Here is a 16095-nt window from a genome sequence, read left to right as displayed (position 1 = left end):
TGTCGGGTTCAAAAGATCTGCGGTGAGCGCGCCAGGACGCCCGGGGTGTAGCCGTAGGCCCGCTTGAAGAGCCGGGTCAGATGGGGCTGATCGGCGAACCCGGTCTCGGACGCCGCCGCGCAGATCCCGACCCCACGGGCGATGAGCGCATGCGCCCGTTCCAGACGGGCCTGGACCAGCCAGGCATGCGGTGGAAGACCGTAGGCGCGAGCGAAGGCCCGCAGTAGGCGGTAGCGTCCGGCACCCGTCGCCTGTTCGAGATCGGACAGGGTCACGGCCTCGGCCAGATGATCGGCGAGATAGTCGCGCACCGACCGGGCCAGACCGGGCTCGACGGCATGAGGGCGATCTCTCGCGCGCTCCGCACCATGGACCTGGACGAGATGGCCGAGGGCCGCGAGCAGCCGGCTCTCCCGCTCCAGGGGATCGGCCGCCCGAAAGACCCGGAAGAAGGCGGCGAGCCGCGCGACCGCCCGCGGATCCTCGATCACGCCGACGGGAAAGTCCGGCGGCGCTTCGCTCCCCTCGTCCAGGTCCCCGCGCAACCGCGTCAGCATTCCGGCCGGGATCTGCAGCGTCCAATAGCTCCAGCCATCCAGATCGGCCTCGCCGGTATGGATCTCGCCCGGATCGGCGAGACAGAGGGTGCCGGCCGGGGCGACCAGACTCCGACGCCGGTAGACGAATCGGTTGGCACCTCGCACCACCAGCCCGACCGTATAGTCGTCGTGGAAATGGCGCGGAAAGGCCAGGTGACGGACATCGGCCCGCCGCACCCACAGAATCTCGTCCCGGTCCTGGATGCGCCAGCACTGGGTATGCGCCCCCGTTCGGGATTCGAATTCAGCCAGGCTCGCCATGCGTTCCCTTGGTGCCGACCGCCTCGAAGAAGAGGTAGTAACAGCTGCCGTCGCCACTGTCCGCGGCCAGAAGATCCTCGATGCCGCGCTCCCAGAGCCGTGCGTCGAAACCTCCCGCTACCGCCCTCGCCCGCACGCCATCGACCATGGGACAGATGATGCGCCGCATGAAGCCCTCGCGCAGCAGCGGATCGCCCGCATCGGCATGAATCAGTATCGGAGCGACGCTCACCTCCGAGAATCCGGCCGCCGACATGAGCCCCCGCAGTCGCCGCCCGATCATGGGATCGCACCCGAGCCGGCGCTGCTCGGCGACCAGTGCGTCCCAAACGGCCCGCGACGCCAACGTCTCCGGCTGAAAGCGGAAGGAGCCGTGGTCGCCCTCGATCAGGGTCAGGGATCCGCCCTCCCGCAGCATGCCGCGCAGCCGCGCGAGCGCCGCCTCGGGCCGTTTCAGATGCTCCAGCAGGAAACAGACGAAGGCATGATCGAAGACCTCGCCCGTCAAGGGATCCCGGCCCAGATCGCCATGGACGAAGCGAAGGCTCCGCTCCCATCCGGCGAGACGCTCCCGAGCCAGATCCAGCTGACCGGCATCGACGTCCAGACAGGTCAGATGGATGCCGGGGTTGTCCTCCAGCAGGGCCAGGCTCTGACGGCCGCTGCCGCACCCCGGCTCCAGCACCCGGCTGCCGGCCGGGAAGCGGAGGTCGCGGTGCAGGAAGGGACGCAGGATCGCCGCCTGATCCGAGAGACGCTCGGCCTCGCGCTCGGAATAGCCGTGAATGTAGCCCATGGTTCCACCCTTTTTCGTGTCGCAGGACAGAGACGGTAGCCGGCGCGAATCCCTGCGTCTTGAATACTCTTGCAGCGCGCGGAGCGGAGGACATGAGGCGCGAACCCGAATGGCGTTCGAAGGCCTTGACCCGACGACGACCTCAGGGTCGATGCTCGTCCCCGACGCCGCCGATCGGGCGCGCGTCGTGCAATCCACACAGGGAGAATCGAGATGACCAAAGACCAGTGGATCGAGCTGTTCGAAGAAATCGGGCTCGATGAAGACGGCATGCGGCGTTGGCATCGCTGCTTCGAGACCCGCTATCCGGATGGGCACCAGTCCTTCCTCGAATGGCTGAACATCCCGCCCGACGAGATCCGCCGCATCCGCGAGAGCTGATCGCACCAGAGCGCGAGCGGCCGAGCGACGCGCTCGGCCGCTCGCGTCGGAACCCTTCCCGGACCCGCATCATGACCGCTAGAACCTGGACCATCGGACAGGTCGCCCGCCGCTTCGACCTGGCGCGCAGCACCCTCCTCCACTACGACGCCATCGGGCTGCTGGTCCCGAGCGGACGCAGCGCCGCCGGGTATCGGCTCTATTCGGAGCGCGATCTCGAACGGCTGGAAAGGATCCGCGCCTACCGGGCGACCGGTCTGGCCTGGAGAGCATCGCCGAGCTGCTGCGGCACGAGGGCGAGGGGCTGCGGCCGATCCTCGAGCGCAGACTCTTCGCCATCAACCAGGAGATCGAACAGCTGCGCGACCAGCAGAGGCTCATCCTGCGCCTGCTCCAGACCGATGCCCGGGCGCTGGACACCCCCCTGGTCGACAAGGCGCTGTGGGTCTCGATGCTCCGCGCCGCCGGGCTCGACGATCAGGGTATGCGGCGCTGGCATCGCGCCTTCGAAGGCCAGGCGCCGAGGGCGCATGCGGCATTCCTCGTCTCGCTCGGGATCGGGGCGGACGAGATTGCCGCCATCCGCGCCTGGTCGAGCGAGCCCGATCCCCAGACGCCGGATTGAACGCATGCCTCCATCCGGCCCAGGCGCAACCAACGGACCCTCGCCTCGATCGACCGCTCCATTGACGAAGGGCATGGACGCGCAGCCACCGAAGCGCCGATCTTTCGATGATCGACAGACCCGAACCCAAAGGAGCCAGGATGCGCAAGAACAAACAGTCCATTCGCTCACTCACGGCATTCATCGTGACCTGGGCCTTCATCGTCCTCATGGTCACAGGCCTGGTGCTCTATATCGTCCCGCACGGACGCATCGCCTACTGGACCCACTGGTCGCTCTGGGGGCTGGAAAAGGACCGCTGGGCCTGGATCCACATGACCTTCGGCGGCGTCTTCATCGTCGCCGCCTTTCTGCATCTCTATTTCAACTGGAAGCCCTTCAAGCAGTACATCGCCGACCGCATCCAGGGGCATCTGGCATTCAAGCGCGAGATCCTGATCGCCACCCTGGCGACCCTGGTCCTGGTCGTCCTCTCGGCGCTCGACCTGCCCCCGGCCAGCTGGATCATCCAGCTGAATTCGGACATCAAGAACGCCTGGGTCACCGAGCCCGCGCTCGAACCGCCCTTCGGTCACGCCGAGGAGGCATCCCTGGCCGCGCTCGCCCGACGCATGGACTTCGAGCTGGAACCAGCGCTCTCGACGCTGCACGATCGGGGCATCGCGGTCGAGAACGGCCGCGAGACGCTCGAGCAGATCGCCCGGCGCAACGGCATGACGCCCATGGCGGTCTATGCGCTCATCCCGCGGCCGCAGCCAGCTCCAGTATCCACGGAGGCGAAAATGACGCCCGAGGAGATCGAGGCGCGCTTCGCGGGAACCGGTCTCGGCCGCAAACGTCTGTCCGAGGTCTGCGAGATGGTCGGACTGGACGTCCGGACCGGGCAGGAGCGTCTGGCGAGCGCGGGCATCGAGGCCGGTCCCGAGGACGGCATCCGCGACCTGGCCGACGCCAACGGCAAGCGCCCGATCGACCTGCTGGTCATCATCCTGAACGGGGAAAACCAATGAATCGTGACACATGAAACGAACGGTAGGTTGGGCCGACGAAAGGAGGCCCAACATGCGGCGCGGCGTTGGGCCTCGTGCCTCGGCCCAACCTACAGACCGGCCGTTTCACGGGGATCCGGCCCGGGAGCATGCCTCCATCCATCCGCCACACCCGAGACATCGCCTTCCGGAGCCACCAAAACGACCTCCGCGAGCCCGTCGTAGTTGCCGTCCGACGCGAGCCGATACCCCTCCACACCCCGACGAGTCGCCAGGATCTGCGACTCGTACCAGAGGGGCACATAGGGCAGTTCGGCATGCAGCAGCCGCTGCAGATCGCGATAGAGCGCCGCCTGTCGCCTGAGATCCTGCTCGCCGGCCGCCCGATCGATCAGGCGATCCGCCTCGGCGTTGCGGAAGCGTCCCCGGTTGGCCCCATTGGGCGGGATGGCGCGGCTGTGGAAGGCGTAGCGGAAGATGTCCGGCGTATGGACGCCGACCCAGGTCAGGCCATGGAGCTGGAAGCGTCCCGCCTTGACGTCGCCGAAGAAGGTCCCCCAGTCGTAGCTGCGAATCGCGAGTTGGATCCCGACTGCCTCCAATTGCGACTGCATGGCGGTGGCGAGACGCAGCCGGAAGGGATCGTTCGAGGTCTTGAGGGTGAGATGTAGCGGATGCTCCGCGTCGTACCCCGCATCCTTCAAGAGTGCGCGTGCGCGTTCCGGCGAGTGCTCATAGGGCTCGAGTCCCTCGACACCGACCCAGTGATCCGGCGGGAAGATGGACTCGGCGGTCCGTCCGAGATCGCGGAAGAGATAATGGAGCAGCGCCTCGCGATCCAGGGCGTGGGCGATCGCCTTGCGGACCGCGAGCTGGCCCGTGGCCGGATCCTCCTGGTTGAAGGCCAGATAGGAGAAGTTGCTGCCCGGACGCACCTCGACCCGCACGTCCTCCTGTTTGCGCAGATAGGCGTACAGCTCGGGCGAGAGATCGTTCTGGAGCATCTGGATCTCGCCGCGCAGCAGCTTCATGACGCGCACGCTCGGATCCTTGACCGCCAGCAGCTCCACCAGCAGACCGTCCGAGCGCCGCTCCAGTCTCAGCCGGCCGGGCTCCGGCCAGTCGCGCATCGCGAATGGACCGCTGCCCAGGGGGGCGTCGCTCAGCACCCCGCCCTCCCGGATCACCCGAGCCGGCAGGATGCCCTCGGCCAGATAGGCGGGGAAGAGCGGATCCGGCTCGCTCAATCCGAATTCGACGGTGTCGGCATCGGGCGTCTCGATGGAGTCGATCAGGGCCAGCTGAGCGCGATGCGGCGAGGCGTTGGCGGGATCGAGGATATAGCCGTAGGTGGCAGCCACATCGGCCGAGGTCAAACGGGTTCCGTCGCTGAAGCGCCGCCCCTCCTCGCCCAGACGGAACCGGTACAGGGTCGGAGTCAATCGCTCCCAGGTTGCGATGCCCGGAATCGGCAGACCATGCGGATCGAACTCGACCAGACGCCGATAGAGCAGCCGATTGATGCGCTCCGAGGTCGCATCGGTGGCGAAACGGGGATCCAGGTTCCGCGGCGGGCCGGCCAGACCGAAACGCAGGATCCCCTCATCGGCCGGCTCGGGAGCGGAGACACCGCACCCGGCCAGCAGCAAGACCGACAGCAGGCACGCCAGCCGGATCCGCATGCGGCTCACCAGCGGCAGAAGGGGTGACTGGCGAGATTGACGTTGTAGTAGCGCGGATCGTCCGAGACCTCCTCGCCCAGCCAGTCCGGCCGTTCGAAGGGGGCATCCTCGGACTCCAGCTCGATCTCGGCCATGACCAGACCGGCGTTCTCGCCCGCGAAGACGTCCAGATCCCAAACCTGCTCACCGCAAGCCACCCGGTAGCGGATCTTTTCGACCAATGGCGAGACCGCCAGATCGCGGAGCATGACCTCGGCGTCCGCGACCGGGATGGGATACTCGAACTCGGCCCTGGAGATCCCCCGGCTGCGGCCCTTGAGTGTCAGGAAGGCGCTCTCGCCCCGCACCCTGGCCCGGACCGTCAGGTTGGGATCCGAACTCAGATAGCCTTGGAGCAGACGCGTCTCGGAGACCACCTGCCCGCGCCAGCCCTCGTTGCGGACCAGAAATTTGCGTTCGATCTCGACACCCATCGCACCGACCTCGATATCCGTCCTACCCTTTGCGTTCGAACAGCGCCATGGACTCGACATGCCCCGTGTGCGGGAACATGTCCATGACGCCGGCCGCCACCAGTTCGTACCCCAGCTCGTTGACCAGCCGGTCCGCGTCGCGGGCCAGGGTGGCCGGATAGCAGGAGACGTAGAGGATGCGTTCGATGCCCATCCGGGGCAGCATGTCCAGCACCTCCAGCGCGCCGCTGCGGGGCGGATCCAGCAGGACCTTGTCGAACCGCTCCTCCATCCAGGGCTGCTGGGTCAGCTGACCGTAGAGATCGGCGCTGTGGAAGCGCAGGTTGGCGATGCCGTTCTGCTCGGCATTGGACTCGGCGCGGCTGACCAGGCCATCGTCGCCCTCGACGCCCACGACGAAGTCGGCCCGACGGGCCAGCGGCAGGGTGAAATTGCCGAGGCCGCAGAAGAGATCCAGGACCCGGTCCTCGGGACGCACCTGGAGCAGATCGAGCGCCTGATCGATCATGTGGCGGTTGAGCTCCAGATTGACCTGGGTGAAGTCGCTCGGCAGGAACTCCAGCCGCACATGGTGGAACGGCAAGGTGTAATGCAGATCGATCCCCTGTCCCGGCAGGGGCCGGATGGTCTCGACACCGCCCTCCTGAACATAGACGTGGAAGTCCTCGCGCTCGGCGAAGGACATGAGCACGGAGAGATCGGGCGTACTCAGGGGCGCCATGATGCGAAAGATCAGCACGCAGGGATCGTCCCCGATGGCGACCTCGATCTGCGGCACCTGGTCGCGGATGCTGAGCGCGTCGATCGTCTCGGCGATAGCCTCGATCCGCTCGCCGACCCGAGGGTGCAGCACCTCGCAGCGGCTCAGATCCGCCAGAAAGGAATTGCCGCGCTCGCGGAAGCCGACCAGGGTCTTGCCCTTCTTGGCGACATAGCGCACCCCCAGCCTGGCCTTGCGCCGATAGCCCCAATGGTTCCCGGTCAAGGGCTCGAGCCAGCGCTGCGGCGAGACCTTGCCGATCCGGGTGAAGACGTCCTCCAGACTGGACTGCTTGGCCCGAATCTGGGCCTCGGGGCTCATATGCTGGAGACTGCAGCCGCCGCAGATGCCAAAATGGGGACACTTGGGCTCGACCCGGTCCGGCGAGGCGCGCAACACCTCGACCGCCACGCCCTCGTCGTGACGCCGCTGAATGCGCCGATAGCGAAACCGCACCCGCTCCCCGGGCAGCGCGCCATCGATGAAGACGGCCTTGCCGTCGATATGGGCCAGGCCGCGGCCCTCGTGGGTGAGTGACTCGATGTCGACCTCGACGAGTTCTTGCGGAAGGGGTTTGCGTTTTCTCGACACGATATTGACTGACAGCTGATCGTTGAAGGGTTCTAGGAACTGGAGCAGACGCTTGGGACCAAGCGTCCCGAGCCGTTGCAGAGGAGTTGGATTCCTGGGGTGCGAGCGCGGCGCGTCGGCCGCGCTCGCCATCATGCTCAGACGGGAAAGACCCCGGTCGACAGGTAACGGTCGCCGCGATCGCAGACGATGACCGCGATCACGGCCTCCTCGACCTCGGCCGAGAGCTGGAGCGCGGCCGCCATGGCGCCGCCGGAGGAGATACCGCCGAAGATGCCCTCGCGCGCGGCCAGATCCCGGGCGGTCTGCTCGGCCAGCGACTGGGAGACGTCGATGATGCGATCGACCCCCTTGGGATCGTAGATGCGCGGCAGATAGGCCTCGGGCCAGCGGCGGATACCGGGGATGTTGGATCCCTCGTCCGGCTGCACCCCGACGATCTGGACCGCCGGATTGCGCTCCTTGAGATAGCGGCCGGTCCCCATGATGGTGCCCGTGGTTCCCATGGAGCTGACGAAATGGGTCACCCGCCCCTGGGTGTCGCGCCAGATCTCGGGTCCGGTGGTCTCGTAATGGGCCGCCGGATTGTCCGGATTGGAGAACTGGTCGAGCCGGATGCCCTCCCCGCGCGCCTCCATGTCGTTGGCGAGATCGATGGCCGCCTCCATGCCGCCCTCCTTGGGCGTGAGCAGGATCTCGGCGCCGAAGCTTTTCATGAGGCCGCGCCGTTCCTCGCTCATGTGCTCGGGCATGATCAAACGCATGCGGTAGCCCATGATGGCCGCCGCCATCGCCAAGGCGATCCCGGTGTTGCCGCTGGTCGCCTCGATCAGCAGATCTCCCGGACGAATGGTTCCGCGCTCGGCCGCGCGGCGGATCATGTTCAGGGCCGGGCGGTCCTTGACCGAACCTGCCGGGTTGTTGCCCTCGAGCTTGGCCAGAATCAGGTTGCTCGTCTGGCCGGGCAGACGCTGCAACCGGACCAGTGGAGTATTGCCGACGCACTCTTCGATGGTTGGAGGCAATATGGAGATCGGATTGGACATGGCATGCTCCACGCGTTCGGATCCAAGATATTTCATCTGTTCGGGAAGGCCCGGTGGTCGGCCCAAATCCTGCCGATCCGACCATGGGCCCGAGGCCATCCCAGATGCGCATCATAACGAAAGGTGCGGCACTGGACCTGAAAGAGGAATACCGGTATCGGACGCCAGCATCGTGGCGCCACTGGATCCTCAGCGTGTATGCCGCTACATTGATCTGGATCCAGACCCCATTCGGAGAATCGCTGTGAGCCCGAACCCCGTTTCCCAGTTCGACAGCTTGAGCGCTCGCGACGAGGAATCCGCGCTGGAGAGCGCGGGAGACGATGCCGCACTCGCAGCCGAGCTGTTCGAGGCCCTGATCATGGGCCTTCCGGCCGAGATCGAGTCCTTGCGTGCCTGTCTGGGCGAATCCGATTGGCCCGGCCTGGCCGAGTATGCCCATCAGACCCGAGGAGCCACCCGATACTGCGGCGTACCCGCCCTGGATGCGGCCATCGAGGCGCTGGAGCGTGCGGCCCGGGCCAGCGATCCGCTGCGTTGCTCCGAGGGGCTGGCTCAGGTCGAGGTCCAGGTGAAACGTCTCGTAGAGCCTTGAACAGAGGCGGACCTTCACGGCAGCCCTGGACCATCGACCAAGCCGTTGCGCTCCAGCACCCTGTAGACCCTGGTCGCGGTCCGAATCAGTCCCGACAGATCCTCGAATCCCGGCGTTTCTCCGCCATCCAGTCGGCTTTCCCAGGCATCGAGCTCCGCCCCCAGAAATTCGAGCAGCTTCATCGAGCAGCCCTGACAGTTCCCCGTGCATACCCGAGCCGACGGCAGATCGAAGGGCACCCTGGCACGCGTCTCGCCGATGACGCGGCGCATCGCCTCGGTCACGTTGGGTTTTCGCGAGCGAGTTCGCCTATCGGAGACCTGCGACTGTGTCATGATTCGCCCAAGCCCATGGCGTTCGGGACCCCGGATCCTCGCTCGAGCGGCTGCAAGTCACGCCCCATGCCTCCAAACCGCACGCCGTCGAGGGCTCCCACATCGGCCGATGCCGAGCCAGAGCGACTCCAAAGAGACGCGAGCGGGGTATCATGGGCACGGAATAGCAGACACATTTCAACCCCCAATCTCTCAGACCACACGGACAGACCGGAATGCGCTTTACCGACCGTCGACTCCATATCCTGCCGATCATCCTGCTCTGCCTGCTCCCCATGCTCGGACACGCCAGCGGGGATGACGCACCCAAAACCTATCCGGGCTATATCGAGCTCAAGCCCGCTATCATCGTCAATCTCGCCAGCACGCGCCGCTCCCAGTACCTGAAGATCGATATCCAGTGTCTGGTGGAAACGGCGGAGGAAGCCGAACTGCTCGAGCACAATATGCCGCTCGTCCGGGATCGTCTGATCAGCCTGCTCGGCGGACGCTCGGCCGATCAGATGCAGACGACCCAGCAACGCGACGATCTGCGCGCGGAGCTGCTGGCCGATCTGCGCGACTCGCTGCTGCGGACCACGGGAAGAGGCGTGATCAGCGCCATCTATTTCACCGGGTTCATCATCCAATAATCGGAATTCAGCCACTGGAGCCACGCGGAATGTCGTGTTTCTCCAGGTCCAGGCCATGGATGGCCAGAGGATGCGAGCGGCGCCCCGGCTCATGACCACCAGCGATAGAAGGCATCCGCTCGGCGCCCCTCCTGGCTGTAGCTGAGCGATTCGCACAAGCCATGCAACAGCACCAGCCCCTCCCCCCAGGGCTGGGGCGGCAGACACAGTCCTGCCTCGTCGGGACAGCAGTCGAACCCCTTTCCGCTGTGCTCCACGCACACGGAGAAGCCGCCTCCATCCGCACATGGGAGATAGCGGATCCGAATCCGAATCCAACCGTCGCCGAGAGGATTCGCGGGGAGCTCCCTGAACGCCTCCTCCCCCGCAGCAAGCGCATTCGGCGCAACCTTGACCGCGACGGGAACGATCGACAATCCATGCTCGAGCGCATTGGCATAGAGCTCGCCGACGATGGTTTCGAGGACCGGAAGATGCGTCTCCAGCCCATCGACCAGCCCTAGCGGACGCAGCAGCGAATCCACCGCGTGCAGCGGCCCCAGATGCTCGCCGCGCAATTCGATGGACCAGGTCCAGCCGCCCTCCGGCAGCTGACAGTGAATGGGTTCTGGAATCGAGAAGAGATGGCTTTCCAGGGGAATCTCGAGCATCGCGATATCGTCGGGCTGATCCACGCCCTCGCAATGACGCTCGAGCGCTTCGGCCAGGGCGGGAAAGACCTGTCGACGATGCTGCCAACCCGAGAGCACCGAACGGAAACAGCGCTCATCGAAGCTGCGCCCCTCGACGTCTCTCGCCTCGAGCAGGCCGTCGCTGAAGATCAGGAGTCCATCTCCGGGCCTGACGCTGATCCTGCGCGGGACGTCGCCCTTGGGCAGCCGGGGCAATACGCCCAGCGAAACCGCGTGCGATGAAAGCTCGTAAAGCCCCTCGGCGGTCCGCAGCCAGGCGCTCGGCATGCCTCCGTTCCACCAATGGAGATAGCGGCCGCTCCCCGGAACGGAGATGAGCGTGGCCGACATGAAACGATCCTGCGGCAGCAGCTCATACAGCTTGCCGTTGATCTCGCTCAGGACCTCCTCGTCGTCCACCCCCTTGGCCGTCATGGCATGAAATGCCTCGGCCACCGGCAAGGCCCCGATCGTGGCGGCAAGACCCTGTCCGGTGAAATCCCCGATGAGAACGCGTAGACCGCCGTCGGGCAGATGCTGAGTCAGCACCAGATCGCCACAGAAGAGCGCGGACGACCGCTGCAGGACCGCGATCAGGTCGCTCATGACATTGCGGTTGCGGATGGCGCGACTGAAGACGCGTTCGGCCAGGACCTGCTCCTGATATTCGCGGTCGAGCAGCTGGGCGAGCGGCGCACTGCTGGCCAGGATGGCGCATTGCAGATCGCGCATGCGCTCCATGGCCAGAATACGCATCCGCAGCAACAGGCTGTCGTAGGGCCTGAGCAGAAAATCGTCGCCGCCGGACCTGACACAGGCGAGCAGCGTCTCGTCATCCTCGGCGCAGAAGGTGAGAACCACGGGAAGGAAGGCATCCCCGGCCATCGTCTTCAAATATCGCGAGGTCTCGTAGCCGTCCATGTCCGGCATATGCGCGTCGACGAAGACCATGTCCGAGCGAGACGTCTCGAAGAGGTCGAGCGCACCCTCGCCGGAATCGGCCTCCAGGGTATCGAAACCCTCCGAACGCAAGAGACCGACGAGCTGACCGCGGCTGTCCTCATCGGCGTCGACGACCATGACCAGACCGCGACGGCCCGTACCAGGCTCGGACGGATCCGAACGAACCGCTGCCGTGTCTCGATTATCCATTGGCTGCATGTGAAGGCGTGTCGGTCTGTACCTGAAGGCACGGGAAACGAACCGCCGAGACGGCGTGTCCTCTAGAAACGATAGACGGCTTCGGCATCGGAGGCGTTGCCATGAAAGACGAGCGAGTGGCACAGCTGTTTGAGCAGCGGAATGCCACGCCCCCAGGTACAGCCCGGATCGGCCCCCAATTCGACGATCTCCCCCCCGTCGAAGCCATCGCCCGAGTCCTGGATGCGAATCCGAACCTCGCCACCGCCGCCGTCGGTCGGCGTATAGCTGGCATGGATGGACACCCAGCCCTCGAGCTCCGAGGCCAAGAGCATGGAGCGCTCGCGATAGTAGGCGTCGAAGCCATCCGGGGTTCCCTTCATCGAGGAGTCGAGCCGGAGCACGCCGTGCTCGAGCGCATTGGTGAAGAGCTCGGCCAGGATGGTTTCCAGAGCGCCCAGCTGTCTCTCCAGACCGTCCAGGAAGCCCAAGGGCCTCAATGCGGATTCCAGTGTCGGTTGATGACAAAGACGCGCGTCCCGCAATTCAAGCGACCAGCTCCATCCAGTCCTGGGGCTGCCGTCCGCATGCCAGGTTTCGCTCGCCAGCAGACCGGGATCGAGCGGAATCTCCAGTACGGAGATATCATCCGCCTGTTCGGTATCGCGACAATGCGCGTCCAGGGCGGCGACGAGCGCCGGTAGAATGGGCTCTTCGTCGCGCCAGGAGCGCAGGAGCCCTTCGAAGGCACCATTGATGAACATGACGCCCTGACGATCGCTGGCCTCCAGCAGACCATCGCTCATGAGCAGCACCCGATCCCCGCCACAGAGATGGACGCGACGGGGCACCTCCTGTGCCGGCAGCTCGGACAGGATCCCCAATGGAAGGGCGTGCGCGGTCAGCTCGGTCAAACCTCCTGCGGTTCTCAGCCAGGCACTGGGCATGCCGCCGTTCCACCAGCGCAGTTCGTCCCCACTGCCTGGCAGTGAGATGAGACAGGCGGCCATAAATCGATCGGCCGGCAGCAATTGATAGAGCTTGCGATTGATCTCGGCCAACAGATGCAAATCGCTCATCCCCTTACGGGTCATGGCGTGAAAGGCATCCGCCACGGGCAGAACGCCGACCGCGGCCGCGAGTCCGTGTCCGGTGAAATCGCCGAGCAGCACCCTCAGCCCGCCATCCGGCAGATACTGGCTCAAGACCAGATCGCCGTTGAAGATCTCGGCCGGACGCTGGATCAGCCCCAATCGGTCCATGGCGACGTTGCGCTTGCGCACCGCATGGCTCATCAGATGCTCGGCCAACTCATGCTCTTCGCGATCGCGCTCGAGATGGACACCGATGGCATGCTGTTTTTCGGCCTGGGTGCGGTGAAGATCACGGACCCGTTCCATGGCCACGAGACGCGCCTTGAGCAAGCCGGGACGCACCGGCTTGCACACGAAGTCGTCCCCGCCAGCGTCGGAGGCGCGCTGAACGAGCGCGTCATCCAAGGATCCGACCAGGACGAGGATGGGGACGAACCGACGATCGGTCAGCTGCTTGATCCGGTCCATGAGCACGAAGGCATCGGGCCGAGCCGGATCGAGGTCGATGAGCACCATGTCCGGCCGTTGCCGGTCGAACAAGATGAGTGCCGCCTCGCCACCGGCCGACAGCAGAACCCTGAAGTCTTCCTCTTGCAGAATCCGGCCCAGCAGATCCCTGACGCCAGCATCGGGAGACACGATCAAGGCCGCGCCACGACCGCCTCCGGAGGCCGCTGCATTCGAGCACCGGGAATCGGGCAGAGCGCGTCTCGAGCCAAGCATCGGGTCCGGTCGCATCATCGCGATCAGGATCAGTCCAGCGTGAACAGCTTTTCGAAATTGGCGATCTTGAGCACCCGCCGCACGTCGTCTCCGCAGCCGCCGATGGTCACGCGCGACGGATCACCGCCGGCATATTCGCGCAACAGCAGCAGCATGCCCAGGGCCGAGCTGTCCAGATAAGAGGCACTGGACAGGTCGACGACGAATTTCATCACCCTGGGATCCACGTCCTTGTAGGCGTCGCGGAACGCCTTGTGCTGTGCGAAATCGAAACGGCCATCGACGGCGATGGTCACGATACGTTTACTCTCGTCGATACGAGATGTGACACCCATGTACGTCCTCCTGAAATATGTTACGACTTCAGCGGGATCGCTGCTCTGCCGTCCCCTTGAGCAGGGCGCCGGCCACCTCCCCAATCGGAAGGATCTCGACCGCCGCATCCCGTCTAACCGCTTCGCCCGGCATTCCCCAGACGACACTGCTTGCCTCGTCCTGAACGATGGTGTGAACCCCCAGCGCCCGCAACTCCTTGAGCCCCTCGGCCCCGTCGGCCCCCATGCCCGTCAGCAGGGCGGCACAGGCATTCCGACCCGCCGACTGGGCCACGGACCGAAACAGCACGTCGACGCTTGGACGGTGCCGGTTGACCGGCTCGCCCCGGCTGAGACGACAGGTATAGCGCGCCCCGTCGCGGACCACCAGCAGATGATCGTCGCCAGGGGCGATATAGGCATGCCCGGGCATGACCCGGTCGCCCTCGGCCGCCTCCTTCACCACCAGCCCGGTCTGCCGGTTCATGCGCTCGGCGAAGGCCCTGCTGAAACCGGGCGGGATATGCTGAGCGATCACCACGCCGGGGGTATCCACGGGCAGGCTCAGCAACACCTCCTTGATCGCCTCCGTGCCTCCGGTCGAGGCACCGATGGCGATGATACGGTCCGTGGTCCGGAAAGACGAAATGACGCGCTTGGGGATCGATGTCCCGGCAGCCGCCGTCTGCGGCGAGGCCGCTCGATCGCTCAGGGGACGGACCTTGACGCCCGCCGCGGTGCGAACCTTGTCGACCAGATCCCGGCCGTAGTCCTGGATGCCGTAGGCCAGATCCCGATCCGGCTTGCGGACGAAATCGACCGCGCCCAGTTCGAGCGCATGCAGCGTCACCTCGGCACCGCGCTCGGTGAGCGAGGAGACCATCACCACCGGCATCGGACGCAGCCGCATCAGATTCCGCAGAAAGGTCAGACCGTCCATTCGGGGCATCTCGACATCGAGCGTCAGCACATCCGGATTCAGCTCCTTGATCCTCTCGCGTGCGACATAGGGATCCTGGGCCGTACCCACGACCTGGATACCCGGCGCCTGACCGAGGATCTCGGAGAGGATCTTCCGCACCAGGGCCGAGTCGTCGACCACCAACACACGGATCGGTTTGACCACCATATACCTCAGAAGAGTTCGATTTCACCTTCGTTCATGGATTTCTGGCTCACGGGACGATGCGCCGCCGCAATCAGCTCCTGGTGCAGGATCTCGAGCCTGTTGCGGGCCTCGGCGATATCCGACTCCGAGCGCATCTGGCCCATCGGAATCTGTTTCAGCTCGGCGACGAACCGGTCCATGAAATCGACCCGCATCATGGCCTGACCCAGCACCTGACGCGCGATATCCTCGAACTGCAGCAGACGCACCGCCGCATCCACATTGCGCTGGATTCCCTGGACGACCGTGCTCAATTGCTCGAGACCGTCGGCCACCATGTTGTTGAGCCCCTGAACCTCGGTGATCATCTCGTCCATGGCCCCCTTGGCCGTGATCGAGGCACTGAGGTCCTGAGAGGCCATCTCGCCGACGATATCGCGCGTCACGGTGAACACGCCCTGCGCCTTCTCGATCTGCTCGCGGATCTGATCGTTGAACTCGGATGCGTCTTGAGAGAGCTTGCGCACCTCCTGGGCGACCACGGCGAATCCCCGGCCTGCCTCGCCGGCCCTGGATGCCTCGATCGCGGCATTGAGCGCGAGCAGATTGGTCTGACGGGCGATCCGCTTCGCCCCTTCCAGCTGGATGAAGATCTCGCTCATCAGAGACGAGAGATCGTCGATCTGGTGGGCGACCTGCACGCTGTGTTTGCCCATGTCGATCAGACGATCCACGTTCTCGGACAGAAGGTCGCTGTTGGAGGACAGGAAGGCGTTCACGTCGATCAGATCGCTGTGATGCTCGGATCCGTCGCCAGAGGATCGGCGCGAGACCAGATTGAGGACCAGATCCTTCTGGGCATGGGATTCGTCGGACAATCCGCGAAAGCTGGACTGCAGATCCTCCACGGCATGACCGATCAGGGAGGTGGCCTGGGAGATCAGATCGCGCAGCTCGACCATTTGCGGACCGACCAGACGATCCGTCTCCACCACCAGATCCCACAATTCGCGCTCTCCCTGACGGTTGGTCGCGGTCCCCGTGACATTGGCGAATCGAACGTCGTCATCCGGCTGGTCGGTGAGCCTGCCACGCAGGCCGACATGAATGATCCAGACGAGCGTGACCAGGATCGTTCCCAACCAGTTCGGCACGAAGGCCGGCAGCAGAAGCGACAGCGTCACCAGCAACGCGGCGATCGCCAACGGCGGCCAATGCGCCTTCAGGCTTCCCAAAATGCCATCGGTGTTCGAGCCTCGTAAGCTCACGGCGACCTCCTT

17 protein-coding genes and 1 pseudogene are annotated in these 16095 nt (G+C 65.2%); 5 read left to right on the top strand and 13 right to left on the bottom strand.

Annotated features, from left to right (window positions below; genetic code table 11):
• Window positions 1-8: 8 nt before the first annotated feature.
• Both D779_RS05720 and D779_RS05715 read right to left on the bottom strand, forming a co-directional pair.
• Entirely contained in the window at window positions 9-860 is an 852-nt protein-coding gene (locus D779_RS05720) for a helix-turn-helix transcriptional regulator (RefSeq protein WP_043750790.1), read from the bottom strand.
• Window positions 844-1656: a class I SAM-dependent methyltransferase gene (locus tag D779_RS05715; protein ID WP_043750785.1), complete on the bottom strand. Its 813-nt coding sequence runs from the start codon at window positions 1654-1656 to the stop codon at window positions 844-846. Before D779_RS05715 ends, D779_RS05720 begins: the two co-directional genes overlap by 17 nt.
• Window positions 1657-1869: 213 nt before the next feature.
• On the opposite strand from D779_RS05715, the gene D779_RS22590 reads away from it, so the two are divergent.
• Together D779_RS22590 and D779_RS23205 are read left to right on the top strand one after the other, a co-directional pair.
• Window positions 1870-2037 carry a MerR family transcriptional regulator gene (locus tag D779_RS22590; RefSeq protein WP_094300761.1) on the top strand — a complete coding sequence of 56 codons (168 nt, stop codon included), beginning with the start codon at window positions 1870-1872 and terminating at the stop codon, window positions 2035-2037.
• Window positions 1989-2237, top strand: a pseudogene (locus D779_RS23205) (MerR family DNA-binding transcriptional regulator); the annotation flags it as partial. The gene D779_RS22590 and the pseudogene D779_RS23205, both read left to right, overlap by 49 nt.
• A 41-nt stretch (window positions 2238-2278) precedes the next feature.
• On the opposite strand, the gene D779_RS22775 reads toward D779_RS23205, so the two are convergent.
• Entirely contained in the window at window positions 2279-2668 is a 390-nt protein-coding gene (locus D779_RS22775; protein WP_232424079.1) for a hypothetical protein, read from the bottom strand.
• A gap of 134 nt (window positions 2669-2802) precedes the next feature.
• Between D779_RS22775 and D779_RS05705 the strand changes: the two genes are divergently transcribed.
• A complete protein-coding gene (locus D779_RS05705) occupies window positions 2803-3672 on the top strand; it encodes a DUF4405 domain-containing protein (RefSeq protein WP_043750777.1) in 870 nt (289 codons plus the stop codon).
• 89 nt (window positions 3673-3761) lie between these two features.
• Here the strand turns inward: D779_RS05705 and D779_RS05700 are convergent, their stop codons facing one another.
• The 4 genes from D779_RS05700 to cysM all read right to left on the bottom strand — a co-directional run bounded on the left by D779_RS05700 (window position 3762) and on the right by cysM (window position 8203).
• A complete protein-coding gene (locus tag D779_RS05700) occupies window positions 3762-5333 on the bottom strand; it encodes an ABC transporter substrate-binding protein (RefSeq protein WP_232424078.1) in 1572 nt (523 codons plus the stop codon).
• A 5-nt stretch (window positions 5334-5338) separates the two neighbouring features.
• On the bottom strand, window positions 5339-5806 hold the full coding sequence (locus D779_RS05695; RefSeq protein ID WP_043750775.1) for a CYTH domain-containing protein: 468 nt from the start codon (window positions 5804-5806) through the stop codon (window positions 5339-5341).
• Window positions 5807-5828: 22 nt separating this feature from the next.
• Entirely contained in the window at window positions 5829-7157 is a 1329-nt protein-coding gene (gene rlmD / locus D779_RS05690) for a 23S rRNA (uracil(1939)-C(5))-methyltransferase RlmD (protein WP_043750889.1), read from the bottom strand.
• A 137-nt stretch (window positions 7158-7294) separates the two neighbouring features.
• Window positions 7295-8203 carry a cysteine synthase CysM gene (cysM, locus tag D779_RS05685; RefSeq protein WP_043750886.1) on the bottom strand — a complete coding sequence of 303 codons (909 nt, stop codon included), beginning with the start codon at window positions 8201-8203 and terminating at the stop codon, window positions 7295-7297.
• A 244-nt stretch (window positions 8204-8447) separates the two neighbouring features.
• Here cysM and D779_RS22770 point away from each other — a divergent pair, with 244 nt between their 5' ends.
• Window positions 8448-8798: an Hpt domain-containing protein gene (locus tag D779_RS22770; RefSeq protein ID WP_043750771.1), complete on the top strand. Its 351-nt coding sequence runs from the start codon at window positions 8448-8450 to the stop codon at window positions 8796-8798.
• A 14-nt stretch (window positions 8799-8812) separates the two neighbouring features.
• On the opposite strand, the gene D779_RS05675 is transcribed toward D779_RS22770, so the two are convergent.
• The gene (locus D779_RS05675; protein ID WP_232424077.1) at window positions 8813-9082 is read right to left on the bottom strand and encodes a hypothetical protein; all 270 of its coding nucleotides are present in this window, start codon (window positions 9080-9082) and stop codon (window positions 8813-8815) included.
• A gap of 266 nt (window positions 9083-9348) precedes the next feature.
• Between D779_RS05675 and D779_RS05670 the strand changes: the two genes are divergently transcribed.
• Window positions 9349-9765 (top strand): flagellar basal body-associated FliL family protein, encoded by a 417-nt coding sequence (locus D779_RS05670; protein ID WP_043750768.1) that lies wholly within the window; start codon window positions 9349-9351, stop codon window positions 9763-9765.
• 89 nt (window positions 9766-9854) lie between these two features.
• On the opposite strand, the gene D779_RS05665 is transcribed toward D779_RS05670, so the two are convergent.
• From D779_RS05665 to D779_RS05645, 5 genes are all read right to left on the bottom strand, one after another.
• Complete coding sequence (locus D779_RS05665; protein ID WP_081763347.1) at window positions 9855-11597, bottom strand: SpoIIE family protein phosphatase; 1743 nt, start codon at window positions 11595-11597, stop codon at window positions 9855-9857.
• A gap of 62 nt (window positions 11598-11659) precedes the next feature.
• Window positions 11660-13309 (bottom strand): ATP-binding SpoIIE family protein phosphatase, encoded by a 1650-nt coding sequence (locus tag D779_RS05660; RefSeq protein ID WP_232424076.1) that lies wholly within the window; start codon window positions 13307-13309, stop codon window positions 11660-11662.
• A 113-nt stretch (window positions 13310-13422) separates the two neighbouring features.
• A complete protein-coding gene (locus D779_RS05655; protein ID WP_043750762.1) occupies window positions 13423-13728 on the bottom strand; it encodes an STAS domain-containing protein in 306 nt (101 codons plus the stop codon).
• Window positions 13729-13756: 28 nt separating this feature from the next.
• A complete protein-coding gene (locus D779_RS05650) occupies window positions 13757-14836 on the bottom strand; it encodes a protein-glutamate methylesterase/protein-glutamine glutaminase (RefSeq protein ID WP_043750759.1) in 1080 nt (359 codons plus the stop codon).
• 5 nt (window positions 14837-14841) lie between these two features.
• Window positions 14842-16083, bottom strand: coding sequence for a methyl-accepting chemotaxis protein (locus D779_RS05645; RefSeq protein ID WP_232424075.1), 1242 nt, complete (start codon window positions 16081-16083; stop codon window positions 14842-14844).
• Window positions 16084-16095: the final 12 nt, after the last annotated feature.

Source organism: Imhoffiella purpurea (genome assembly GCF_000585215.1).
GTDB classification, from domain to species: domain Bacteria; phylum Pseudomonadota; class Gammaproteobacteria; order Chromatiales; family Chromatiaceae; genus Imhoffiella; species Imhoffiella purpurea.
Note: the sequence above shows the minus strand (reverse complement) of the source record. Positions and strands in the feature narration are given on the sequence as shown.

Excerpts from the sequence above, each read along its gene's own strand:
- D779_RS05720 (WP_043750790.1), bottom strand. The coding sequence starts at position 860 with ATGGCGAGCCTGGCTGAATTCGAATCCCGAACGGGGGCGCATACCCAG.
- D779_RS05715 (WP_043750785.1), bottom strand. The coding sequence starts at position 1,656 with ATGGGCTACATTCACGGCTATTCCGAGCGCGAGGCCGAGCGTCTCTCG.
- D779_RS22590 (WP_094300761.1), top strand. The coding sequence starts at position 1,870 with ATGACCAAAGACCAGTGGATCGAGCTGTTCGAAGAAATCGGGCTCGAT.
- D779_RS22775 (WP_232424079.1), bottom strand. The coding sequence starts at position 2,668 with ATGCGTTCAATCCGGCGTCTGGGGATCGGGCTCGCTCGACCAGGCGCG.
- D779_RS05705 (WP_043750777.1), top strand. The coding sequence starts at position 2,803 with ATGCGCAAGAACAAACAGTCCATTCGCTCACTCACGGCATTCATCGTG.
- D779_RS05700 (WP_232424078.1), bottom strand. The coding sequence starts at position 5,333 with ATGCGGATCCGGCTGGCGTGCCTGCTGTCGGTCTTGCTGCTGGCCGGG.
- D779_RS05695 (WP_043750775.1), bottom strand. The coding sequence starts at position 5,806 with ATGGGTGTCGAGATCGAACGCAAATTTCTGGTCCGCAACGAGGGCTGG.
- cysM (WP_043750886.1), bottom strand. The coding sequence starts at position 8,203 with ATGTCCAATCCGATCTCCATATTGCCTCCAACCATCGAAGAGTGCGTC.
- D779_RS05670 (WP_043750768.1), top strand. The coding sequence starts at position 9,349 with ATGCGCTTTACCGACCGTCGACTCCATATCCTGCCGATCATCCTGCTC.
- D779_RS05665 (WP_081763347.1), bottom strand. The coding sequence starts at position 11,597 with ATGCAGCCAATGGATAATCGAGACACGGCAGCGGTTCGTTCGGATCCG.
- D779_RS05655 (WP_043750762.1), bottom strand. The coding sequence starts at position 13,728 with ATGGGTGTCACATCTCGTATCGACGAGAGTAAACGTATCGTGACCATC.
- D779_RS05650 (WP_043750759.1), bottom strand. The coding sequence starts at position 14,836 with ATGGTGGTCAAACCGATCCGTGTGTTGGTGGTCGACGACTCGGCCCTG.